Source organism: Acinetobacter towneri, from assembly GCF_017498585.1.
Lineage (GTDB): Bacteria > Pseudomonadota > Gammaproteobacteria > Pseudomonadales > Moraxellaceae > Acinetobacter > Acinetobacter towneri.
The window spans coordinates 1,184,776-1,207,504 of sequence record NZ_CP071766.1 but is presented as its reverse complement, the minus strand read 5'-3'; the positions used below and the strand labels follow the sequence as shown (position 1 = coordinate 1,207,504).

Below are 22,729 nucleotides of genomic sequence, written 5' to 3'. Positions count from 1 at the left end.
CTCTTTACAGACCCCATAGCAAGACTTACAAATTAGTCATCGTGCAAGCTATGCAATAAGCTATGGCTGATACCATCAGCTCTTAAAAATGCAAAATCATAACTTGCAGTTGCAAGTGCCAACACGCGACGCTCAAATTCCTGCCACAGAGGTCGCACTTCTTTGTAGTGAATGCCCAAGCCGCTTTCATCGGTAAAATGTCGATTTTTTTCACAAATTTTCAGTGCGTGATACAGCTTACGCCCTTTTGAAGCATCATCGCGTAAACGCACACGCTTAGAGCGGATAAACCCTTCGACATGACGCAAGTCAGCAAAAGGCAACATAGGCACTAAAATCTGATCGAGCTGTGCATCTAAACGACGCCAAACGGCAGTGTGTTGTTCAGGCGTATAGCTGTTCCATCGAATCACTTCATGGTTAAAGCGACGGCAACCTCGACAGACAGCATCACCAAACACCGTAGAACAACGACCTGCACACGGGGTTAAAGTGGCAATTTGACGATCCTTACTCAACACAACACTCCAATATTTAACAACACCTGTTGGCGCATCAACATGAACACAACATTCTTCTTTGAAACGAGTGGCATCATACCCCGTTCTGCTACATTTTTAAAATGTTGTGTCGTGCTTTAAAAACCATGTACCGCACTCGGTTTTCTCGCATATTCACACAAAGCAGGTTAGAATATGCGCCTTAAATTTTTGTCTTTCATCTATTGGAGTACTCCATGAACGCTACTGTAGAACAGCTTGCACCTGTAGAACAGCCAGCGACCACGACTTGGGTTGTTGCCGCACTTTATCAATTCAAAGAAGTTGCAGATCCTGCCGATCTTCAACAACGCTTATTAGATTTGGTAAATTCAATCAACCTTTGCGGTACTCTTATTGTGGCAGGTGAAGGCATTAATGGAACTGTAGCGGGTGATCGTGCCGCGATTGATCAAGTTCACCAATTTCTGTTGGATGAAGGCTTTACCGCAATGGAATACAAAGAGTCACATAGCTCTGAAAAGCCATTCCGTAAAATGAAAATCAAGCTGAAAAAAGAAATTGTGACTTTGGGTGTAGAAGTAAAACCACGTGATTTAGTCGGTCACTACCTAGACCCGAAAGAATGGAATGAACTGATTGCTCGTGACGATGTCATTCTGATTGATACCCGTAATGACTATGAATACAAAGCAGGAACGTTTAAGGGCGCAATTGACCCGAAAACCGAAACTTTCCGTGAATTTCCAGAATATGTGAAACAAAACCTAGAACAGCATAAAGATAAAAAAATTGCGATGTTCTGCACAGGCGGGATTCGTTGTGAAAAATCGACGTCATTATTGTTGCAAGAAGGTTTTACCGAGGTTTATCACTTAAAAGGTGGCGTACTTAAATACTTAGAAGAAACACCAGCCGATGAAAGCTTATGGGAAGGTGAATGTTTCGTATTTGATGGCCGTACTGCGGTGACACATGGTATGCAAGAAGGTCAAAACACCAAATGTCATGCTTGCGGTTGGCCATTACTGCCTGAAGAAGTTGAATTACCAAGCTATGAACACGGTGTATCTTGTGTGTACTGTATTGATAAAACCAGTGAGAAACAAAAAGAAGGTTTCCGTATGCGCCAATCACAAATTGCCGCAGCTAAACGTAAACGTCTGTAATCCGTACAGGCTCATACACATCAACAAGGTCTAACAAAAGCCATGTTGATGTTGTATCGACCACTCTAATCATATTGAAAAAGTCCTCATCCAGTATGGGGATTTTTTATGTCTACATATATGCTTCACGCAAGATTACATAGAACATAAAAATACAACGCTTGTTTACCAAGCATTGCGCAATATCCCCAGATTGGGTGATAGCATTCAATCAAAATAAGCCACAAAATCTGTGGCTATATTGGTGCAGATGTTTAGCACAAACTCAACATCTCCCATAACCCAAAATTCAAGGATCGTTATGTATTCCTAAATTTATATGCCGCAATCAGGAGTGACGCTATGCCTAAAACAACAATTTCAAATTCAATGCACACACTACGTTTTACGCCTGTAAAATCTGTGACTGCTGCGCATAGCACAACAATGCAAGATTGTTTGGAACATGAGTCACATACTTTTATTGTGGCTTTAGGTGCAATTTTAGGCGGTATTATTGCAGCATTTGTGGGCTACCATCTGCAAGCGCATTTCTTGAATTACGCCCTGCTCTGTGCCATTCCTATACTTGTGGCATATAGCTTAAGACGTGTATATATCTATACCCTGACCCATGCAGAGCTTGATTAAGTCTAGATTGCGCAAGACTTTACTGTTCGTCCAGTACTGCTTAGGATAGAAGCACTTTTCTAAAGCACAACTGGCATGAACTTAACTGAATGGATTATTTCCATTATGGAACAACTGGGCTACCTTGGTATTGCCCTGTTAATGTTTCTGGATAATATTTTTCCACCCGTTCCTTCTGAAATTATTATGCCCTCTGCAGGCTATTCTGCATCGCAAGGGCAATTACTGCTATTGGGTGTCATCATTGCAGGCTGTATCGGCTCGTTGTTCGCAGCGGCAGTGTTATATTGGGTAGGTTATCGCTGCAAACATGAAAGTATTTACCACTGGGTCAATCGCTACGGTAAATATCTATGGATTAAAGAACAAGACGTCCGAAACTCCCTGCATTGGTTTGAACAATATGGACATCGGATTGTATTTTTTGGGCGCATGATTCCCGCTATTCGTTCTCTCATCAGTATTCCTGCAGGCATGAGCCACATGCCATTTTGGAAATTTATGTTTTATAGTGGTTTAGGCACAATTATTTGGACCACTTTTTTAGCTTGCGTGGGTTATTATTTTGGTGAAAACCAACAATTGATGCAGCAAATTTTCAGTCAGGTCAGCCATGTCATTATAGGCTTGGTGCTCTTAGTCATCGCAATTATTTTATACCGTAGGCATCGCCGTAAAATGCGTGACTAATGCTTGTGTTGCTGCGCAATTGAATCAATTTTTTGGGGAAAATCAGACATGAAACCATATTTATTATTTTTTGCTGCGGTTTACAGTATTACGCTGGTCTTACTCATTACCGTATTGATTTTTGGTCTGAACTTAGGTGGCTTGACCTTGCTCCCTGCATTAATTGCCGCAGCATTCATTAGCGCAGGACATTTTGTCAAAAAAGAACAACGCTTACCGAGCAGTGATGAAAAAATTCAACTGGTTTGGGGCTCAAGTGCGGTGGCAATTATTATTGGTAGCTTCTTTGTGTTTTTCTTGGTGCTGATGAATCCGAATGCAGAAGCCATTTTAAAAGCTGCAGATAAAGCAGGACTAGCACTGGCTGCGGTGGTGATGCTGTGTTTGATTGCGATTCATGGTGCAGTTTTTCATGTTGCCTATGGTTGGTATGCGAACCGTTATTATCAAAAAAAGTACTTATAAGCTTACCTAAAGTACGTATTTCACACTGAACCGCAACATCAAACACTTAAAATCAACATCAGGCTGATATATCACACATAAATTTACGTCTGACATGCGCTGTAACTGAAATGCATTCTGAATAGGCTATAAGCCTACATTGTAGCAGCGTAGATTAAGCCTATTCATAGCGATTTATGAATATAGGAACGCTATAACGCATACAAAGATAAAAAGGTGATTCGAATGTCAGATTTTGAACGCAATGAAAAAATTGACCGTGATGTGGTTAAGAACTTACCAAAAGAAGAACGTGATCGCTTAAATGCCGATCCAATTACAGGAGAACCTGGTGCACACCCTGTCGGTACTGGTTTAGGTGCTGTTGGCGGTGCGGCTACTGGTGCAACAGTAGGTGCGCTGGGTGGTCCAGTAGGTGCTGTGGTCGGTGGTGCTGTAGGCGCTGTAGTGGGTGGTTTGGCAGGTAAAGGTGCAGCAGAAGTTGTGAACCCTACCGAAGAAGAAGCTTACTGGCGTACCAATAGCTTAAATACAACCTACTTTACAGAAACACGCAACCATTATCATGATTTAGATTATGATCGTGACTATCAAAATGCCTATCGCATTGGTTATGAAAACCGCCCACATTATGATACGCACACACGTTTCGAAGATGTTGAGCCCGATCTAAGAAGCAAATGGGAGCAAATTAAAGGCAGTTCACGCTTAACGTGGGAACAAGCTAAATTTGCTGTCAAAGATGCTTGGGATCGTGCGACACGCTAATTGGTAACATGATCATTGAAGCGCCATAATAAAAAACGCACTGCGATTTGCGCAGTGCGTTTTTTTTATGAGGATTACATATTACACAATATGTAAACCAAGCCATTAATCAGGCGTGTGGTACATCAAATATAATTCATTCAGGTTTTCAGGAATTTCTTCTGCAATTTCGTCCATTAACTGACCATTGCGACGGAAAGATTCCATTTGTGGATCTTCTTCATCAATGCCGCTAAACACCATCATTGGCAAAGTTAAATCAACCAATTGCTCTTCAAATTCAGGCGTAAACCATGCTTCTTCGTTTAAGAACATCGCATCGACAAAGCCAACGCTCCAATCACCCAAACTTGAATCAACTTCTGCTTCTTCAATTTCAAATGGAAACTCAATGCCTTCTTCATTGGCTAAACTTTGGCGAATGCTTTCTAACCAAGCCTGAATTTGCGCAATAATTTCAGCAGGCACTTTCTTTTGGTTGCCTTCAAACAATTCATTTAACCATGGGTCAAATTGAGGTCCAACTGCAATGGCACACAAGAAACCATGCGTTGCAGCGAAGTCTAGACCATACTCGTTTTGGTCACCATCTAGATATTCACTTAACAGGTCTAAATCTAAAGCAGTCATTTCAAATCCATCGGTGTCAATTTAGGGGTGTAGCATAGCATTTTCAATGCCAGATACAGTACCTGATTTTAGTCATCTTCATCGTCAAAATCGTCGTCATCGTCAAAATCATAATCAAAATCTTTGAGCTCACGTTCCAAACGACGTTGTGCGAGTAAATCATCAATCAAACGGCGCTTTTCTAAAGATTCTTTCGCGCTTATTTTGTTTGATGCCTCATCGAAATTAACATCATCATCACCGTAGTTATCATCTAGTTCAAAATCTGTAGAAGACACTAAAACTACCTCAGAATGAAAAAATGTGAAGGGTCTAGCCGCTATTTATCTGCCTTTATAAATATTGTCAAGTTTTATTTATTTTTTTCAAAAAACTGCAACATAGACAGCTTGCAACATTGCGGCAAATTTGTGTATTTATGAACAAGTTAGTATCATTATTTGAGATTCGCCCCAATCATAAAAATATTTTGCGGGCAAAAAGGAAATTGACTTGAAAAACAGTAATGAAGCCCCATATTCCTATCACATTCTTCATTCAAACATCATTTTAAAATCATGCTTGATTGATCAATTCACCCCCTATTTAAAGCGAATTGTGCTATCATGCACGGTTTTTCACTGCCACAGATTCAACGAAGAGTAAGCAAAGATGAGCGATATGAATTCCCCTACTTCGCAAGTAGCGGCTCTGATTAGCCGAGGCAAAGAGCAAGGTTACCTAACTTACGCTGAGGTTAACGATCATCTCCCGGACTCAATCACAGAAAGCGAGCAGATTGAAGACATTATTCAAATGCTTCAAGACGTCGGTATTCCTGTGCATGAACGTGCGCCTGAATCTGATGATGCAATGTTCGAGGATAATGCGGAAGCTGCCGACGAAGTTGCTGAAGAAGAAGCTGCAGCGGTACTTGCCTCTGTAGAAAATGAGCCTGGTCGCACCACAGACCCTGTGCGTATGTATATGCGTGAAATGGGTACGGTTGAGCTGTTAACGCGTGAAGGTGAAATTAGCATTGCGAAACGTATTGAAGAAGGGATTCGCGATGTACTTCACTCGATTGCCTACTGGCCAAACGCAGTGCAAGTGGTACTGCAAGAATATAAAGATTATGAAGCAGGCGAACGTCGCCTTGCCGATATTTTATCAGGTTATTTAGACCCTGAAACCGATGAAGAAATTCCAGAAGTTTTAGAAGACGAAGCCGATTTAGACAAAGAAGAAGACACCAGCAACAAACCAACCAAAGACGTCAAACTTGATGATGACGATGAGGAAGAAGAAGCTGAAGCCGAAGAAGAATCTGAAGCAGATTCAGGTCCAGACCCAGAAATTGCAAGAATGCGTTTTGGTGAATTGGAACAGGCTTATCTTGCAAAAATTGCTGCCATTGAAAAACATGGTCGTGAAAGTGCCGAAGCTCAAGAGGCTTTAGAAGCTTTAGCGACTGTATTCATGATGTTTAAATTTACGCCACGTTTATTCGATATTATTTCGGAAATGATTCGTGGTACACATGAACAAATTCGTACTGCTGAACGTGAAGTGATGCGTTATGCGGTGCGTCGTGGTCGTATGGATCGTACTCAATTCCGTACCTCATTCCCAGGTCAGGAATCTAACTTTGCTTGGTTAGACGAGCACATTGCCAAAGCACCTGCCGACCAAAAAGGCTATTTGGAAAAAGTACGTCCAGATATTTTGGCGTTCCAACAAAAAATTGCCGACATTGAAAAAGAGTTAGGCTTAGATGTTAAAGGCATCAAAGAAATTTCTAAGCGTATGGCAGTAGGCGAAGCCAAAGCCCGTCGTGCGAAAAAAGAAATGGTTGAAGCCAACTTGCGTCTGGTTATTTCGATTGCAAAAAAATACACCAACCGTGGTTTACAATTCCTAGACTTGATTCAGGAAGGTAACATCGGCTTGATGAAAGCGGTAGACAAGTTCGAATACCGTCGTGGTTATAAGTTCTCGACTTATGCAACATGGTGGATTCGTCAGGCGATTACCCGTTCTATTGCCGACCAAGCGCGTACCATTCGTATTCCAGTACACATGATCGAAACCATTAACAAGATCAACCGTGTATCGCGTCAATTGCTTCAGGAAATGGGTCGTGAACCGACTCCAGAAGAATTAGGCGAACGCTTGGAAATGGATGAAGTTAAAGTTCGTAAAGTTCTGAAAATTGCCAAAGAGCCGATTTCTATGGAAACGCCAATTGGTGATGATGAAGATTCACATTTGGGTGACTTCATTGAGGACAGCAACATCACCTCACCTGTTGATGCGGCAACCTCTGAAGGCTTAAAAGAAGCGACCCGTGAAGTGCTTGAAAACTTGACTGAACGTGAAGCCAAAGTTCTGAAAATGCGTTTTGGTATTGATATGCCAACCGATCATACTTTGGAAGAAGTTGGGAAGCAGTTTGATGTGACCCGTGAACGTATCCGTCAGATTGAAGCCAAAGCCTTACGTAAACTTCGTCACCCTTCTCGTTCTGAACACTTACGCTCGTTCTTGGAAAATGACTAAGATTGCTGCATAAATGAGCTATTGAAATTTTTAAATTCAGCCTCATTTATTCAACAAGACAAAAAACGCCTGCCCTATGCAGGCGTTTGATATAGAGATAGAGACACACGCTTATGACGTTATTCAACCGTACCCCATCTCGTGAACTACAAGAGCATCTTTGGGTGTTTCCAATGGATTACCCAATTAAACTCATTGGTGACGCGGGTGATGAACTGCGTATTGCTGTGGTTGAAATTTTAGTGAAGCACTTCCCTGAGTTTGATGCACAAAGCATCAGCATTACCCCATCACGCACAGGCAAGTATCATTCAATTACAGCACAATTGCGTTTTGAAGAATTGGAACAAGTGCATGCCATTTATGCAGATTTGGCAGCTTGCCCACTGATTAAAACTGCATTGTAATTTTGTAGATTGATTTTCAAATAACACGCTTTCGGGCGTGTTTTTTGTTTCTGCGCTGCCAAAATCTTATTCAATCCACAAATCCCCTACAGCCGCCACATTTTCGTATAATAAAATCAATTTCTTGCTTTTATGGATAGGACTGCATCACTGTGGATACTGCACAACGGCCAAACCTGATTATTCGTCAATATCATGACCTGACTGACTATCAAGCTCGCTTTCAGGAAATGAAAGACTGGACTGAACAACGTGATGCAGACAGCCCTGACCAACTCTGGATTTTGCAACATCCGAATGTACTGACCCAAGGGCAAGCAGGCAAAGCCGAACATATTTTAATGGCGACAGATATTCCTGTGGTACAGACTGATCGTGGTGGTCAAGTCACATGGCATGGCCCAGGCCAATTGGTCGCTTACTTCATGTTTGACCTGAACCGTTTAGGCTGGAATGTCCGTACTTTGGTATCTTATGCTGAAAACTTGATGATTGAGCTGCTTAAAAAATACGGCATTGAAGCCTATGCCAAAGCCGATGCACCGGGAGTATATGTCAATGAACGGAAAATTGGCTCACTTGGTTTTAAAATTCGTAAAGGCCGTAGTTATCATGGTTTAGCCCTTAATATTGATTGTGACTTGACTGGTTTTCAAAGTATCAACCCTTGCGGCTATGCAGGTTTGGAAATGGTACGTGTGATGGATTTAGTCAATGACTATCCACATTTTGAAAACTTCTGCGCAGATATCATTGAAACTTTACAAAACAGCGGTTACTTTAATGACGTTCAAGTCATTCATGTATAAATGGCTTTCTTTTCAATAAGAAATAAAATAGAGTATTTACTCTAAATAATGATTTATAACACAGGGATTCAGCGCGTGATTTCAACTAAATCTGTGAAACCCGCTTTGCAACTGGCCTATGTCAAACTCATGATGGATGTGATTGGCAGAGGTTTAGTCATGGCAAGTCAGGTCGATGAAGAAATTAAACAAGAAGTTGCCAAATTTCCCAGCAACTTTGTGTTGTCTATGAAAGTTTTTCCGAATGGTCCAGCCTTTGTTGCCAAAGTCACTGCAGATCATCAATTAGAACTGTTACAGAATACGGCACAAAAACCCGATTTAACCATTACCTTTAAACACTTAAATCATGCATTTTTAGTGTTTTCATTTCAGGAAAGTACCGCACAGGCCTTTGCGCATGACCGCATGATTGCCGATGGTGATGTGTCTTATGCAATTCGCTTGGTACGTTGCCTGAACAAAATGGAAGCACTGATCTTGCCTAAATTACTGGCAGAACTGGCGGTAAAACAATATCCGACTGAACTCAGCTTAAAAGAAAAACTATCAGGTGCAGCCAATATCTATCTAAAAGTTGCCCAATCTTATTTCAAACGGAGTGCATAACATGGCGAAGCCTTATTACGAATTTTTTTGCCCAGTCAAAGTCATTGCAGGTCATGCAGCGCTTGAACATATTCCGTTTGAATTGGCGACACTCGGTTCGCAGCGTCCAATGATCATTACCGACAAAGGTGTGCGTTCCAACAATTTGCTTGCACCGATTGAAGCGGCTTTTGAATCTACCGATGCCGTGATTGGCTATGTTTTTGATGATGTCCCGCAAGATTCAAGTGTGGCAACAGTGCGTCGTGCGGCACAGTTGTACCGTGAAAATAACTGTGATGCCATTATCGCGGTGGGTGGCGGTTCAGTCATTGACACTTCTAAAGCCACCAATATTTTAGTCAGCGAGGGCGGTGATGACTTATTGCAATATTCAGGTGCGCATAACTTACCACGCCCACTGAAACCTTTTTTTGTGATTCCAACCACATCTGGAACAGGTTCAGAAGTGACTATGGTTGCGGTGGTATCCGACACAGAAAAGAACGTCAAAATGCCATTTGCATCGTATTACTTAATGCCACATGCAGCCATTTTAGACCCGCGTATGACGCAAACTTTGCCACCACATTTAACAGCAATGACGGCTATGGATGCCATGACGCACGCCATTGAGGCTTATAGTTGCATGGCAGCCAACCCAATTTCTGATGCTTATGCCACTGCAGCAATTAAAAAAATCAGCAATAACCTGTTCAATGTATTAGACAACCCAAGCGATGAACAAGGCCGTTTGGAATTGGCACAAGCATCTACTATGGCGGGCATTGCATTTTCAAATTCCATGGTTGGTTTAGTGCATTCCCTAGGTCATGCGTTGGGTGCTGTGGCACATTTGCCACATGGACTGTGCATGAATTTATTCTTGCCATACGTGTTGGAATACAACAAAGACGTCAATGCCGATAAAATTGCCGAGCTGCTATTACCGTTGGCAGGCGCAGACGTCTATGCGCAAACCCCTGCACATTTACGTGCCGATAAAACCATTGCGACACTCTTAGCTATTCGTGACCGCTTATATGCACTGACCAAATTGCCACGCACTTTACAAGAAACTGGTAAAGTCAGCGAAGCACAATTAGATGAAGTCGCTGAAAAAGCCCTGAACGATGGTTCGATTATTTACAACCCGAAAGAAGCCAATTTAGAAGAACTCAAAGCTATCTTAAAAAAGGCTTGGTAATTCCTACAAAATAGGCGAACATAGCCGAAAATCTAGCCTGATGTTTTTCTAAACATCGGGCTTTTCATTGGTAGACTGCTGCGTCTGATGTTTTTTCATCAATATGGCGTTTTTTCTGCTAAAAAAGAAAGCAAAGATACTGACAAGGCGCGTCATTATGGAGTAGATTGGCGCGTTTTTACTTTTTATGTAGGGGGGATTGTTCGTCTCAAACAATCCTGAACAAACATGACTGATCCTTGATCAACGATTAAGAGGATAACGCCGTTGACAAATATCTCTGGGACTCAATCGGCAGCTAAACTGCAAAAAACGCTAGGACTCTGGCACATTATTATTATTGGTTTAGCCTACATTCAACCGATGACGTTATTCGACACTTTCGGCTTAGTATCGGAAGAAAGTCATTTTCACGTACCCACATCTTATATTTTTGCACTGGTTGCCATTCTTTTAACTTCTTTAAGTTATGGTCACATGATTCGTCGTTATCCTTCTTCTGGGTCGGCGTATACCTATGCACAAAAATCGATTCATCCCAACGTTGGTTTTATGGTGGGTTGGTCATCTTGGCTAGATTATTTACTCTCGCCAATGGTCAACATCATCTTGGCGGTGATTTATCTGGAAGCCTTATTCCCTGATGTGAATCACTGGATTTGGGTGGTGGTACTCACGGCATTTATGACGGGTGTCAACTTGCGTGGCGCGCGTTTTGTCGCCAACTTTAACAGTATGATCGTTTTGGTACAGTTGGTGGTCATTGGCGTATTTACATGGATGATGTACACCAAACTTCAGGCAGGTTTCAATGCCGATGGTCCAATCACTGCCGAGCAACGTTATCAGTTATGGAGCTTAGAACCTTTCTGGAATGAACTGACTTCGGTAGGCGCATTGATTACAGGTGCAACCCTACTCTGCTTCTCATTTACAGGTTTTGACTCACTCAGCTCACTTGCAGAAGAAACCAAAGACACTGAAAAAACCTTACCGAAGGCAATGTTCTTAACTGCGCTAATTGCGGGTGTAATTTTTATTGTCAGCACCTATTTCATGCAGATTTTCTTCCCAAATGAACCGGGCAGCTACTTTAAAAATATTGCAGAAACGCAGCCAGAAATTCTGCTCTTGGTCGGCGGCTCGCTGTTCCAGTCTTATGTGCTTGCCTTTGCTATTGTAACGGTAATGGCATCTGGTATTTCGGCTCATGCAGGCGTTTCGCGTTTAATGTACGTGATGGGTCGTGATGGCGTGATTAACAAAAAAATCTTTGGTCATATCAGCCCACGTAGCTATACACCTTCATACAATATTTTAATTGTAGGTGCTGTGGCGTTAACTGCTGGTTTTATGAACTTGGATTTTGTCATTTCATTAATCAGTTTTGGTGCCCTCACCGCATTTAGCTTTGTGAATTTATCGGTGATTTCACGTTATGCGCTACGTGATGGTCGCACCAAAGGCTTTAAAGACCTTCTCAATTTTGTGATCGTACCGTTGTGCGGCTTTATTGCAGTCTTTGCTTTATGGCTCGAAGTCGATGAAACTTCATTGAAGTATGGCTTATGGTGGGCGATGTTTGGGGTTTTATACCTCGGTTATAAAACCAAAGGCTTTAAACACCCTGCTCCGCAGCACAATGAGTTTGATGATCGCTAAGACAAATAGCATCACAACTTTAAGATCAGGCGCTTTATGCGCCTTTTCTTATGCCTCAAATGGATTGCAGCGTTAAATCAGCAAAATAGCGAAAACAAAAAAGCTGAGTACAGTTTTGTCTCAGCTTTTTATCTATCAATTGTACGCATTGATGCTAAAGATCGCATTAAATTTGAAATGAATTGATGCTCAAATTAGAGCAATGCTTTAAAACCTTGCTGACGCCATGCCTCATACACAATCACAGCCGTTGCATTAGACAAGTTTAAACTGCGTGAGTTTTCTGCCATGGGTAAACGAATCCAGTGCTGCTGCGGAAACAACATGCGTACTGCTTCTGGCAAACCACGTGTTTCAGGCCCCATCAACAAGGCAACAGGTCGGTTTAAATCCGAAGTATGTGGTGTTTCTGTGCCTTTGGTGGTTAATGGATAAATCGCATCCAACCCCACGCCTTTGCTGTCTAAATTAGCCAAGCATTGCTCAAGATTGTCCCAAATTTGCATACGTGCCCATTCGTGATAATCCAAACCTGCACGTTTCAGCTTTTTATCATCCAGCTCAAAACCCAATGGCTTAATCAAATGCAATTGCGCACCTGTATTGGCACACAAACGAATGATATTGCCTGTATTGGCTGGAATTTCAGGCTCATATAAAACAACGTGGATCACAAATTTTCTCTACTTTTCACAATCCCTCCTCAGCTCCCTTTAGAAAATGTGGGAACTCCCCTCTTTTTAAAAGAGGGGTTGGGGGAGATTCATTACCATTTCAACTGTTCACGTAAATTGACCACTTCACCAATAATGGTCAAGGTAGGTGCCTGAATGTGATGCTGTGCGACTTTACTGGCAATATCCGCCAACGTCCCCACCACCACTTTTTGTTCAGGTGTCGTGCCTTTAGAAATTAAGGCGACAGGCATATCCGCCCGTTGTCCATGTGCAATCAGTTTTTCACAAATGCTTTCTAAGCCAACCAAGCCCATATACAGCACCAAAGTTTGCTGTTCATACACCAATTCTGACCACGGCAATTCAGGCGAACCTTCTTTTAAATGTCCAGTAAGAAAACGCACACTTTGCGCATAATCTCGATGAGTCAGTGGAATACCTGCATAAGCCGAACAGCCCGAGGCTGCGGTGATGCCCGGTACGACCTGAAATGACACACCTGCTTCATACAATTCTTGAATTTCTTCACCGCCACGCCCAAAAATAAACGGATCGCCACCTTTTAAACGGCAAACTCGCTTACCTGCTTGTGCATATTTCACCAATAATGCATTGATGCCTTCTTGCGGTACAGCATGGTTAGAACGTGCTTTTCCGACATAGACTTTTTCGGCATCACGGCGACACAATTCTAAAATAGGTGCAGACACCAAACGATCATAAATCACCACATCGGCTTGCTGCATTAAACGCAAGGCTTTTAAGGTCAGTAACTCAGGATCACCTGGCCCTGCACCAACCAAATACACCTCGCCTTTCGGTGTTTGCCATTCCGCTAAAGCCTGTTGGATACTTTGGTTTGCAGCGTCAAGATTGTCGTTGAACACCTGTTCTTTAAGAGGACTGGCATATAGCTCCTCCCAAAAAATACGGCGCTCATCTGGATTTACAATTTTCTGTTTTACTGCGGCACGCCACTGACCTGAAAACTCTGCCAGTTTGCCCATACCATGCGGAATGGTACTTTCCAGTTGTGTACGAATTTGACGTGACAATACAGGCGATGTGCCATTACTCGCGACTGAAATCACCAAAGGCGAACGGTCAATGATGGCAGGCACCATAAAACGGCAATGTGGTGGATCATCAACACTATTGACCAGCACATTTTCGGCTTCGCAAGCTGCAAAAACTTGCTGATTGACCAAATTGTTATCCGTTGCAGCAATCACCAAACGATAGTGACGTAACGCAGTAGATGGACTAAAAACATCCTGTACATACTGCCCCTGACTTTGTTGCACCAGTTGCAATAAATTGACATCAATTTCAGGGGCAAGCACATCAACTTTTGCGCCCGCTTTAGCCAGTAACACCGCTTTGCGATAAGCAATATGCCCACCGCCCACAATCAGACAAGGTTGCTGCTGCAACTTTAACGAGATTGGAAAAATATCCACACTAAACCTCAATATTTAAATCTGATTGTAAGCAATTTCATCCTAAGTCGACCTGCACTCAACTTAGTCAATAAACTCTAAACCGCCCATGTACGGACGTAATACTGCAGGAATTTCAATCGAACCATCAGCACGTTGATAATTTTCCATCACAGCTAATAAAGTACGTCCAACCGCTAGACCTGAACCATTTAGGGTATGTACCAGCTCAGTTTTCTTCTGATCGACACGATAACGGGCTTTCATACGGCGTGCCTGAAAATCACCCATATTCGAGCATGATGAAATTTCACGGTAAGTGTTTTGACTTGGCACCCAAACTTCTAAGTCATAGGTTTTGGTTGCGCCAAAGCCCATATCGCCACCACATAGAATAATTTTACGGTACGGTAAACCAAGTGCCTGCAAAATACCTTCTGCATGTCCAGTCAATTCTTCTAAAGCCTGCATTGAGGTTTCTGGTTTTACAATCTGCACCATTTCGACTTTATCAAATTGGTGTTGGCGGATTAAACCACGAGTATCGCGACCATAAGAACCTGCTTCGCTGCGGAAACAAGGGGTATGAGCGGCATATTTTAATGGCAAGCGTTCAGGATCAATGATTTCATCACGCACAAAGTTGGTTACTGGAACTTCGGCAGTTGGAATTAGATAGTATTCTTTTTCACCTTGTAATTTGAACAAATCTTCTTCAAATTTAGGCAGCTGACCTGTACCACGCAATGAATCTGCATTGACCAAATACGGCACATACGCTTCGGTATAACCATTTTGAACAGTATGTGTATCTAACATGAACTGTGTAATTGCACGTTGTAAACGTGCCAATGGCCCTTTTAAAACACTAAAACGAGAACCTGTTAATTTGGTTGCAGTTTCAAATTCCAAACCACCCATTATTTCGCCAAGGTCGGTATGATCTTTAATTTCAAAATCAAACTGGCGTGGTGTGCCCCATTTCAATACTTCTACATTATCAGCTTCGTCTTTACCTTCAGGCACAGACTCATCTGGCAAGTTTGGAATAGACAATGATTTAGCTTCTAACTCATCTTGCAACTCTGCCAAAGCCACTTCAGCGGCTTTGATTTCATCGCCAATAGCAGCCATGCGAGCCATAATTTCAGAAGCATCACCACCTGCTTTTTTAATCTGACCGACTTGTTTTGCGCCCGAATTACGCTCTGCCTGTAATGCTTCGGTTTTAGATTGCAATTCTTTACGACGTGCTTCAAGTGCTGCCCACTCTGCCACATCTAATTGCACACCACGTTTTGCCAAGGCTAAATTTACAGCCTCAATATTATTTCTGAGTAATTTCGGGTCAATCATAGCCAATCTTGGAATAAGAAAAAAACTGGCTATAGTGTAAGCGCTTCGGGTTAAAAAATACAGTAACCCGATTCACGGCTGCACCTTATTACAGCAATCTCTGCGTATTTTTGTGCAATTTTATTGGCTAGGATACTGCGGCAAACTTGGCAAATATTCAGACTTTATTAATTTTTCTGTCGCGTAGTAAGGCAGAATCAACTCAGGCATACCTTCTGCATAAGATGCCAATTCATACAACGGGTAGACAAAGACCAAACCATTGGCGCCATAATAAAAATTATCGCTCAGTTTAAACTTTTCACGGGAAATATCATGTTCATCTAGCCAGTTATAATTATGGTTAAATAATTCTTCTGTCATTTTGGCTTCCGTATTGGGCAGCATAATATCTTGCAACGCCAAACGCTTTTTCTGTTTTAAATCAAAAGTCACAAATTCTTGGTGATGAATACCATGTGCTGCACCCGCAGGGTAACTATAGCTTTGCAAACTAAACGTCGCTAAATTGGCATGTTGCCCGATATAACGCACATAGCTCGAACTCTGACTCAGTCGCATAGGATCGGTTTCTTCTACCTTTGGCGTTGCAGTTGATGCCGCAGCTTCAGAAAATGCAATTGGGTCTGCCTTTTGCAAACGCTGCATAAAATATTCATCAATCCACGCCACATTGGTTTTTACTGTCTGAATATCGTAAGCAGTACAGCCTTCTTCATCACAAATTTGCTGTTGTGGCAATTTAAGCGCCACCACTTTAGCTTGAATCACAGGAATCTCGGCTGTGACAGATGCAGGCGCAGCTTGCTCAGTTTCGGTTTTAGAAGTTGCCTCACTCTTTGGCTGACATGCAGTCAACAACAGAACCGAACTTAAAGCGACAGCACCCAAAAACACCTGTGATTTTAAATATTGCATTAAATTCCCCTTCTACCACGATTCATAAAGTCCAATGATTAGAAATGCAAACCTGCACAAATCTTGCGATAAAATTGCTTCAATTGAATTAGTCAAGACTATAGATAACTCTCGCTGTTCAATCCTAGAGCAGTTGTGTAACGGAATAATCGGGGGATAAAGTTGCTTAAAATTAATGCTCATATTTTTGTATGATTATTTTTATTTTTTGATTATAAATCAAAATATTGATAACACATCATTAGTGCAAAATGATGATCTGTGATGACTCAGTCTATATCCTGCATACTGCAAAATGTGAATTATCCCAAGATTTATCCACAGAAATTGTGGATTTCTCGGGAAGAATATTCAAATAAATTTCCGCTATGCTGAAGCTGAAAACCTTCTCCCTGTGGGAGAAGGCTAGGATAAGGAATAACAAATTATGCTTTTAAAAGAATGTATGAAAACATTCAATTATTGATCAATAATGTCCGTGCCTTTTGGTGGAGTAAAATTAAAAGTTGAGGCTGGTATCGCCGCATTGACTTTTACATTATTAAAGCGCACATGCGTGGTTTGTCCCAATGAGTCCTGTAAAATCATTAAGGTTGGCGCGTTACGCGCACCAAAACTAATGGTTAAACTCTGAAATACGCCATCATCACTTTTTGGGTATAAGGTGTAATAAGTCTTTGACTTATTCGGCTGGGTCACACGATACGACTGCATGATTTGATTGGTATTGCCCGAAAGCAACAACGCAGGCGTATTTGCCACTTGATCATCTAGGCTTTGGCGTACAGCTTGTTGTAAGTCTGGGTCATAAATCCATACGGTTTTACCCGTAGTCACAATTGTTTGTTTGGCTGGACTGGTGGTTTCCCAAAAGAATTTACCCGGACGCTCAACTTTCATAACCCCTTTAAAATTCTGGTTCATGTGCTGTGCCGATAAACCACGGTTTGGCAAAGCCTTGCCATTGTTGCTAACTTTTGTGGTTTGCTCAAAATTGGCGGTAAAACTTTTAATACCATTCAATTGTTTAACAAGGTTTGCTGTCGCTTGTTGCTCCGATGCTGCCACTGGCGCAGCAAACACTGTAGTACTCATGATTGGCGCCAAAGTGGTTGCACCCAATGCCACAGCACACATCGTTTTACGAAGCATATTCATAGATTCACCTTTTTATATTTGCTCAATCGCAATGTTTTGGATGTCCCATCTTAAACCAATTTCTGGCGCTAATATGATAGAAAATAAGAAGTTTTGTATGCTTATTAATATAAAATGTAGAAATTTATCCATCATGATGAAGAACTAAAAGTTATCCTTTGACCCTAATTTTCCATCATACAAGCATAAAAAAACCCACAATCACTTGTGGGTTTTTTCACTATTTCAGCTTACGCTTCAACAGATACGTAGCGACGGCCAAATTGACCTTTCACTTCGAATTTTACTACGCCGTCAGCAGTAGCAAATAAAGTATGGTCACGGCCCATACCTACGTTTGCACCAGCGTGGAATTCTGTACCACGTTGACGAACGATGATGTTACCAGCAGTTACAGTTTGACCACCGTAAACTTTAACACCTAACATCTTAGGATTCGAATCACGACCGTTCTTAGTCGATCCACCGGCTTTTTTAGTTGCCATGTCTATTTACTCCTAGTGATTAGCCTGCAATACCAGTAATTTTCAACTCGGTAAACCATTGACGGTGACCTTGTTGCTTACGGTAGTGTTTACGACGACGCATTTTAACAATACGGATTTTGTCGTGACGACCATGACCAACCACTTCTGCAGTTACTTTAGCGCCAGCAACAACTGGAGCACCGATTTGAACGTTGTCACCGTTTACAACCATTAATACGTCATCAAACGTAATAGTTGCGCCAGTTTCAGCTTTCAATAATTCAACTTTAAGGGTTTCACCCTCAACAACACGGTGCTGTTTACCACCGCTTTGGATTACTGCGTACATAATGTACTCCAAACATGCCCGTGTCGTCGTGCCGATAAAGGGATATATCGATCTTAAAACGAACGCCACTGGGGGTTATTCAAGGGCAAAGATTTTAAGCGATATTCGCACAAACAACAAGCCATTTACGGCAATTATTGCACAACAAGGTTGATTATTTAATACCCAGCCGCGTAAATGACTTTCTGCAGCCTCATCCATATTCAATGGATCAATCAATATAGACAGATTGTGTTGGCGTAAACTGCTGTGCTTGTTAAAATCATGCCCAACTTGAGCAAATAACTGAATTTACCCACAAAGTTATTGACTTCGTTTTCTAGTAGAATTAACAATTACAGCATTTGGCAGGTGCCTAACTATTGCATTCATTGCGTTATTTTCGCAGACTTAAGCAGTTTTCTTGGCTGTAACATAAGTTACAACTGATTCAACTAAGTTGTCATTCAATATTATTGAGGTTTCTCTTCACATGACCATCGACTTTAAGCAAGACATTCTCGCCCCTGTTGCTTCTGATTTTGCCGCGATGGATACATTTATTAATGAAGGGATTACCTCTAAAGTCGCGTTAGTGATGGCGGTTAGTAAGCATGTGGTCGAAGCTGGCGGTAAGCGCATGCGTCCAATTATGTGCTTACTTGCTGCCAAAGCTTGTGGTGCAGAAGATTTAGAGCGTCAACGTAAACTGGCTGCAATTATTGAAATGCTGCATACCGCAACTTTAGTGCATGATGATGTGGTGGATGAGTCTGGCTTACGTCGTGGTCGACCTACTGCTAACGCCACTTGGAATAACCAAACAGCGGTTTTAGTCGGTGACTTTTTAATTTCACGCGCCTTTGACTTATTGGTCGATTTAAACGATTTGGTATTGCTAAAAGACTTTTCTACAGGGACTTGTGAAATTGCCGAAGGTGAAGTTTTACAATTACAGGCACAGCATCAACCTGACACTACAGAACAAATTTATTTAGACATTATTCACGGCAAAACTTCACGTTTATTTGAACTTGCCACTGAAGGTGCAGCAATTTTAACAGGCACGCCACAGTACCGTGAGCCGTTGCGTTTATTTGCAGGACACTTTGGCAATGCCTTCCAAATTATTGATGATATTTTAGATTACACATCAGACGCTGAAACATTAGGTAAAAATATTGGCGATGATTTAATGGAAGGCAAACCAACTTTGCCTTTAATCTCTGCATTAAGAAATACCACTGGCGAACAACATCAAATTATTCGTCGCAGTATTGCGACAGGTGGTACTTCTGACCTCGATCAGGTTATTGCCATTGTGCAGTCCTCTGGCGCTCTCGATTATTGCCGCCAACGTGCCACAGAAGAAACAGAAGCCGCTATTGCCGCTTTAGAAGCACTGCCAGACTCGGAGTATCGTCAGGCCTTAAAGAATTTAGCCTTATTGGCTTTACATCGCATTCAATAATTTAAGCAGCTTATGCATATAAAACTCAACGATTTACTTAGAAAAATGCAAGAGCAGCTAGATACACCCAAAGCTGTTCTGGATGAAAGTCTGCTGATTGAACTGGTCAATCGTATCCGTCCAAGTGACACTCAAGATTTAGAAGAAACCCATGAAAAGTTTCAGGCTTTTTTGCAAGCACTTCTGCTAACGCCTGATGCCAGCTCAACCCTGCAACATTTTGTTTTACGTCTAATCAATCAATACAAACAAACCAGTTTATATGCCGACACGGGAATTTTATCGCTCGATGGTTTTTGGAATCAGTTGTTTCAGCGTTTGGGCGCGCACTTTTTACCGCTGATTAATGATGAAAGCCAACTGCAAGATTTAGTCCGTCGAGTTTTTCCACTACGTAGTGATAAATACTGGCTCGACAATATTGAAGATACCGAATGGCAGCAATTATTTACTTTACTGAATCGCGGACATGGCGGACAAACACAAAAACGCCTGATTCGCAGTGAAATTATTAAAGCTCTAACAGTGCTGTCATATCGGGTCAGCGGCATTGGTTTATATCCTGAATTTATTAGTGCCTATCCTGAACTAAGTGAATATGATTCACCTTTTTTGGCACAAAACCGCGAAATCAACGAGTTTATTCAGCTTTATAAAGTTGCCGATCAACAACACGATCAAATCAGTGCCATTCAACCACCCGATGCCTCTCAAGCTTTGGTGATGATTGACCAATGTCATGATGTCAGCAGTAAAATTCGTCGTGCCACCAAACGAACTGGCGTCAGCATCAGTCTGACCTACTTATTGTCTTTACTTGAACAATGTTTAGAGCGGATTGAACTGTTGCTGAATTTAATCGTGGCGCAAGACAATGTCGCTTATGTTTCCGCAGGACAGTTACTTGTAGATGTCACTGCGGCACTATATAGCGAACGCAGTGTACGTTCCTTGCTTGCAGAAAATAGTGAGTTAATTGCCTTACAAGTTACTGAAAATGCCAGTAAAACGGGTGAGCATTATGTAAGTACCGATAAAGACGGTTTTTGGAGCATGTATAAAGCTGCAGCAGGTGCAGGTGTTTTAATTGCCATGATGGCGACTTTAAAAACCCTCGCCTCGCGTTTAGTCCTTGCCCCGATGATGCAGGCTATCATCAACAGCATGATTTATTCATTTGGTTTTATGCTAATTCATGTCTTGCACTTTACCGTTGCCACTAAACAACCCGCAATGACAGCAGCAGCACTCGCCTCGACGGTTCAACACCGCAAAGGCTCTAAGATGGCGCAAATCGCCGAACTTGCAGCCTTAATTATTAATATTATCCGTACGCAATTCGTCGCTATTTTGGGCAATATTTCGATTGCGATTCCAGTTGCAGCCTTAATTGCGTTTAGTTGGGATGCCATATTGCATGAACCGTTGATGTCACACACCAAAGCATCCCATTTGCTACACGACTTGAATCCGTTTACGTCACTTGCCATTCCGCATGCCGCTATTGCCGGGGTATTTTTATTTCTGTCTGGTTTGATTGCAGGTTATTTCGATAACATGGCGGTGTATCGTAAAGTCGGGCCGCGCTTAAAAGCTCATCTGCATTTAAAGAAGTTACTCGGACAAGAACGTCTCAATATATTTGCCAATTATATAGAACGAAACTTAGGGGCTTTGGCAGGTAATTTCCTGTTCGGGATTATGCTCGGCAGTACCGCTACGCTGGGTTATATTTTGGGTTTACCGATTGATATTCGCCACATTGCCTTCGCTTCTGCCAACTTTATTCAGGGTTTAATGAATATTAATGGCTCACCTGAAATTGGCCTGATTATTGTGTCCTTTTTAGGCGTGCTGCTAATTGGTTTAACCAACTTATTTGTCAGCTTTACTTTAACCATTATTGTGGCATTGCGTGCGCGTCGGGTACGTTTTGAACAGTGGAAACCTTTGGCAAAATTGGTGCTTACTCACTTCTTAACCCGTCCAAGTGATTTCTTTTGGCCACCGAAACAACCAATTACAGTGGATGACGATTCATCCTCAAATACTGAACGAAATGCTAAAATTTAGTGCACATTTACATTGCGCACAAAGTAACAAAAAAAGAAATTCTTCTCATTTACATTGGCTTGAAATAAAGTGTACTGACTAGTACACTTTATTCCATTCATCAACCGTGCTCAAATCGGTTAAACTTACAGGGATTTTTAGCATGCCTAAAATACTGCTTTATCTCGGTAGTTTACTATTTATAATCAGTGTGTTAGTGCTAAACATTCCAAGTTGGCAACAATTTGATGTTGCCAGTGTGGAGTTTTTAAGTACCCAGCGCACCGCACATTTGAATCAATTGGCAATCACACTTTCTGTATTAGGTGGCATGCCATTTGTATTATTTTTAACCTGCCTATGGTGTTTCTATTTGGCATGGTATAAAAAATACACAAAAATTGTTTTTATCAGTGTAGGACTGGTCGTAAGTATTGCGCTTTCATGGCTGCTCAAATACCTATTCGCGCGACCTCGCCCGCCTGAAGCATTGCATTTGGTGGAAACTTTTGGCGCATCATTTCCAAGCGCTCATAGTTTTTATGCTGCAACTTTAGGTTGTTTGGTGATTTACCTGAGTTTGCAACATCCAGCGCATAAAATTTTGTCTGTGTGCGCGTGGTTATGGATGTTGCTGATGGGCATTTCCCGTGTGTATCTGGGAGTGCACTATCCTTCAGATGTCCTCTCTGGTTGGAGCATAAGTTTTATTTGGATCACATTGTGGTATCTGTTTTGCGCTCAATATCTGCAAGACAAACCAATACATAAGTTTAGATAAAAATCTAATAGAGGTGAAA

General features: G+C 41.8%; 24 protein-coding genes. 14 read left to right on the top strand and 10 right to left on the bottom strand.

The features are described 5' to 3' along the window. Positions 1-32: 32 nt before the first annotated feature. Entirely contained in the window at positions 33-518 is a 486-nt protein-coding gene (locus tag J4G44_RS05750) for a DUF1289 domain-containing protein (RefSeq protein WP_154320979.1), read from the bottom strand. Between the two features lie 218 nt (positions 519-736). Between J4G44_RS05750 and trhO the strand changes: the two genes are divergently transcribed. The 5 genes from trhO to J4G44_RS05725 all read left to right on the top strand — a co-directional run bounded on the left by trhO (position 737) and on the right by J4G44_RS05725 (position 4,222). Continuing rightward, a complete protein-coding gene (gene trhO / locus J4G44_RS05745) occupies positions 737-1,669 on the top strand; it encodes an oxygen-dependent tRNA uridine(34) hydroxylase TrhO (protein WP_004972236.1) in 933 nt (310 codons plus the stop codon). A 342-nt stretch (positions 1,670-2,011) separates the two neighbouring features. Further along, positions 2,012-2,299: a hypothetical protein gene (locus tag J4G44_RS05740; RefSeq protein ID WP_004972238.1), complete on the top strand. Its 288-nt coding sequence runs from the start codon at positions 2,012-2,014 to the stop codon at positions 2,297-2,299. Positions 2,300-2,374: 75 nt separating this feature from the next. Continuing rightward, on the top strand, positions 2,375-2,989 hold the full coding sequence (locus tag J4G44_RS05735; RefSeq protein WP_180072208.1) for a DedA family protein: 615 nt from the start codon (positions 2,375-2,377) through the stop codon (positions 2,987-2,989). Positions 2,990-3,037: 48 nt separating this feature from the next. Then, complete coding sequence (locus J4G44_RS05730) at positions 3,038-3,454, top strand: ABZJ_00895 family protein (RefSeq protein WP_004972241.1); 417 nt, start codon at positions 3,038-3,040, stop codon at positions 3,452-3,454. Positions 3,455-3,679: 225 nt separating this feature from the next. Next, positions 3,680-4,222 carry a hypothetical protein gene (locus J4G44_RS05725; protein WP_096901027.1) on the top strand — a complete coding sequence of 181 codons (543 nt, stop codon included), beginning with the start codon at positions 3,680-3,682 and terminating at the stop codon, positions 4,220-4,222. Positions 4,223-4,327: 105 nt separating this feature from the next. On the opposite strand, the gene J4G44_RS05720 is transcribed toward J4G44_RS05725, so the two are convergent. Together J4G44_RS05720 and J4G44_RS05715 are read right to left on the bottom strand one after the other, a co-directional pair. After that, the gene (locus J4G44_RS05720) at positions 4,328-4,852 is read right to left on the bottom strand and encodes a YecA/YgfB family protein (protein WP_004972244.1); all 525 of its coding nucleotides are present in this window, start codon (positions 4,850-4,852) and stop codon (positions 4,328-4,330) included. 68 nt (positions 4,853-4,920) lie between these two features. After that, positions 4,921-5,130: a PA3496 family putative envelope integrity protein gene (locus tag J4G44_RS05715; RefSeq protein WP_004972246.1), complete on the bottom strand. Its 210-nt coding sequence runs from the start codon at positions 5,128-5,130 to the stop codon at positions 4,921-4,923. A gap of 373 nt (positions 5,131-5,503) precedes the next feature. Between J4G44_RS05715 and rpoD the strand changes: the two genes are divergently transcribed. The 6 genes from rpoD to J4G44_RS05685 all read left to right on the top strand — a co-directional run bounded on the left by rpoD (position 5,504) and on the right by J4G44_RS05685 (position 12,063). After that, positions 5,504-7,390: an RNA polymerase sigma factor RpoD gene (rpoD, locus tag J4G44_RS05710; RefSeq protein WP_004972247.1), complete on the top strand. Its 1,887-nt coding sequence runs from the start codon at positions 5,504-5,506 to the stop codon at positions 7,388-7,390. 113 nt (positions 7,391-7,503) lie between these two features. After that, complete coding sequence (locus J4G44_RS05705; protein WP_019837061.1) at positions 7,504-7,797, top strand: YbeD family protein; 294 nt, start codon at positions 7,504-7,506, stop codon at positions 7,795-7,797. A 152-nt stretch (positions 7,798-7,949) separates the two neighbouring features. Next, the gene (lipB, locus tag J4G44_RS05700) at positions 7,950-8,606 is read left to right on the top strand and encodes a lipoyl(octanoyl) transferase LipB (protein ID WP_004972253.1); all 657 of its coding nucleotides are present in this window, start codon (positions 7,950-7,952) and stop codon (positions 8,604-8,606) included. A gap of 75 nt (positions 8,607-8,681) precedes the next feature. Next, positions 8,682-9,215 carry a hypothetical protein gene (locus J4G44_RS05695; protein WP_026438100.1) on the top strand — a complete coding sequence of 178 codons (534 nt, stop codon included), beginning with the start codon at positions 8,682-8,684 and terminating at the stop codon, positions 9,213-9,215. A 1-nt stretch (position 9,216) separates the two neighbouring features. Then, positions 9,217-10,401 carry an iron-containing alcohol dehydrogenase gene (locus tag J4G44_RS05690; protein WP_104853139.1) on the top strand — a complete coding sequence of 395 codons (1,185 nt, stop codon included), beginning with the start codon at positions 9,217-9,219 and terminating at the stop codon, positions 10,399-10,401. 267 nt (positions 10,402-10,668) lie between these two features. Next, positions 10,669-12,063, top strand: a complete 1,395-nt coding sequence (locus J4G44_RS05685; RefSeq protein WP_004972258.1) for an APC family permease — start codon at positions 10,669-10,671, stop codon at positions 12,061-12,063. A 194-nt stretch (positions 12,064-12,257) separates the two neighbouring features. On the opposite strand, the gene J4G44_RS05680 is transcribed toward J4G44_RS05685, so the two are convergent. The 7 genes from J4G44_RS05680 to rplU all read right to left on the bottom strand — a co-directional run bounded on the left by J4G44_RS05680 (position 12,258) and on the right by rplU (position 18,427). Continuing rightward, a complete protein-coding gene (locus J4G44_RS05680) occupies positions 12,258-12,737 on the bottom strand; it encodes a tRNA (cytidine(34)-2'-O)-methyltransferase (protein WP_136144597.1) in 480 nt (159 codons plus the stop codon). Between the two features lie 92 nt (positions 12,738-12,829). Then, the gene (gene cysG, locus J4G44_RS05675; RefSeq protein ID WP_004972262.1) at positions 12,830-14,200 is read right to left on the bottom strand and encodes a siroheme synthase CysG; all 1,371 of its coding nucleotides are present in this window, start codon (positions 14,198-14,200) and stop codon (positions 12,830-12,832) included. 63 nt (positions 14,201-14,263) lie between these two features. After that, complete coding sequence (serS, locus tag J4G44_RS05670) at positions 14,264-15,535, bottom strand: serine--tRNA ligase (RefSeq protein ID WP_207973927.1); 1,272 nt, start codon at positions 15,533-15,535, stop codon at positions 14,264-14,266. A gap of 120 nt (positions 15,536-15,655) precedes the next feature. Continuing rightward, positions 15,656-16,453, bottom strand: a complete 798-nt coding sequence (locus tag J4G44_RS05665) for an RsiV family protein (RefSeq protein WP_131260689.1) — start codon at positions 16,451-16,453, stop codon at positions 15,656-15,658. A 459-nt stretch (positions 16,454-16,912) separates the two neighbouring features. Next, positions 16,913-17,611 carry an outer membrane lipoprotein periplasmic chaperone LolA gene (lolA, locus tag J4G44_RS05660; protein ID WP_096902723.1) on the bottom strand — a complete coding sequence of 233 codons (699 nt, stop codon included), beginning with the start codon at positions 17,609-17,611 and terminating at the stop codon, positions 16,913-16,915. Between the two features lie 230 nt (positions 17,612-17,841). Then, positions 17,842-18,096, bottom strand: a complete 255-nt coding sequence (gene rpmA / locus J4G44_RS05655) for a 50S ribosomal protein L27 (protein WP_004760935.1) — start codon at positions 18,094-18,096, stop codon at positions 17,842-17,844. A gap of 19 nt (positions 18,097-18,115) precedes the next feature. Next, positions 18,116-18,427, bottom strand: a complete 312-nt coding sequence (rplU, locus tag J4G44_RS05650; RefSeq protein ID WP_004972275.1) for a 50S ribosomal protein L21 — start codon at positions 18,425-18,427, stop codon at positions 18,116-18,118. Positions 18,428-18,899: 472 nt separating this feature from the next. Here rplU and sdsA point away from each other — a divergent pair, with 472 nt between their 5' ends. From sdsA to J4G44_RS05635, 3 genes are all read left to right on the top strand, one after another. Next, a complete protein-coding gene (sdsA, locus tag J4G44_RS05645; protein ID WP_104853134.1) occupies positions 18,900-19,877 on the top strand; it encodes an All-trans-nonaprenyl-diphosphate synthase in 978 nt (325 codons plus the stop codon). 12 nt (positions 19,878-19,889) lie between these two features. After that, on the top strand, positions 19,890-21,950 hold the full coding sequence (locus J4G44_RS05640) for a site-specific recombinase (RefSeq protein ID WP_207973926.1): 2,061 nt from the start codon (positions 19,890-19,892) through the stop codon (positions 21,948-21,950). A gap of 142 nt (positions 21,951-22,092) precedes the next feature. Further along, positions 22,093-22,710 (top strand): phosphatase PAP2 family protein, encoded by a 618-nt coding sequence (locus J4G44_RS05635; RefSeq protein WP_004972280.1) that lies wholly within the window; start codon positions 22,093-22,095, stop codon positions 22,708-22,710. The last annotated feature ends 19 nt before the right edge of the window (positions 22,711-22,729 follow it).

Bases quoted from the DNA above. Each gene is read 5' to 3' on its own strand.
- trhO (WP_004972236.1), top strand. From the start codon at position 737: ATGAACGCTACTGTAGAACAGCTTGCACCTGTAGAACAGCCAGCGACC.
- J4G44_RS05740 (WP_004972238.1), top strand. From the start codon at position 2,012: ATGCCTAAAACAACAATTTCAAATTCAATGCACACACTACGTTTTACG.
- J4G44_RS05735 (WP_180072208.1), top strand. From the start codon at position 2,375: ATGAACTTAACTGAATGGATTATTTCCATTATGGAACAACTGGGCTAC.
- J4G44_RS05730 (WP_004972241.1), top strand. From the start codon at position 3,038: ATGAAACCATATTTATTATTTTTTGCTGCGGTTTACAGTATTACGCTG.
- J4G44_RS05725 (WP_096901027.1), top strand. From the start codon at position 3,680: ATGTCAGATTTTGAACGCAATGAAAAAATTGACCGTGATGTGGTTAAG.
- J4G44_RS05720 (WP_004972244.1), bottom strand. From the start codon at position 4,852: ATGACTGCTTTAGATTTAGACCTGTTAAGTGAATATCTAGATGGTGAC.
- rpoD (WP_004972247.1), top strand. From the start codon at position 5,504: ATGAGCGATATGAATTCCCCTACTTCGCAAGTAGCGGCTCTGATTAGC.
- J4G44_RS05705 (WP_019837061.1), top strand. From the start codon at position 7,504: ATGACGTTATTCAACCGTACCCCATCTCGTGAACTACAAGAGCATCTT.
- J4G44_RS05690 (WP_104853139.1), top strand. From the start codon at position 9,217: ATGGCGAAGCCTTATTACGAATTTTTTTGCCCAGTCAAAGTCATTGCA.
- serS (WP_207973927.1), bottom strand. From the start codon at position 15,535: ATGATTGACCCGAAATTACTCAGAAATAATATTGAGGCTGTAAATTTA.
- J4G44_RS05665 (WP_131260689.1), bottom strand. From the start codon at position 16,453: ATGCAATATTTAAAATCACAGGTGTTTTTGGGTGCTGTCGCTTTAAGT.
- lolA (WP_096902723.1), bottom strand. From the start codon at position 17,611: ATGAATATGCTTCGTAAAACGATGTGTGCTGTGGCATTGGGTGCAACC.
- rpmA (WP_004760935.1), bottom strand. From the start codon at position 18,096: ATGGCAACTAAAAAAGCCGGTGGATCGACTAAGAACGGTCGTGATTCG.
- rplU (WP_004972275.1), bottom strand. From the start codon at position 18,427: ATGTACGCAGTAATCCAAAGCGGTGGTAAACAGCACCGTGTTGTTGAG.
- sdsA (WP_104853134.1), top strand. From the start codon at position 18,900: ATGACCATCGACTTTAAGCAAGACATTCTCGCCCCTGTTGCTTCTGAT.
- J4G44_RS05640 (WP_207973926.1), top strand. From the start codon at position 19,890: ATGCATATAAAACTCAACGATTTACTTAGAAAAATGCAAGAGCAGCTA.
- J4G44_RS05635 (WP_004972280.1), top strand. From the start codon at position 22,093: ATGCCTAAAATACTGCTTTATCTCGGTAGTTTACTATTTATAATCAGT.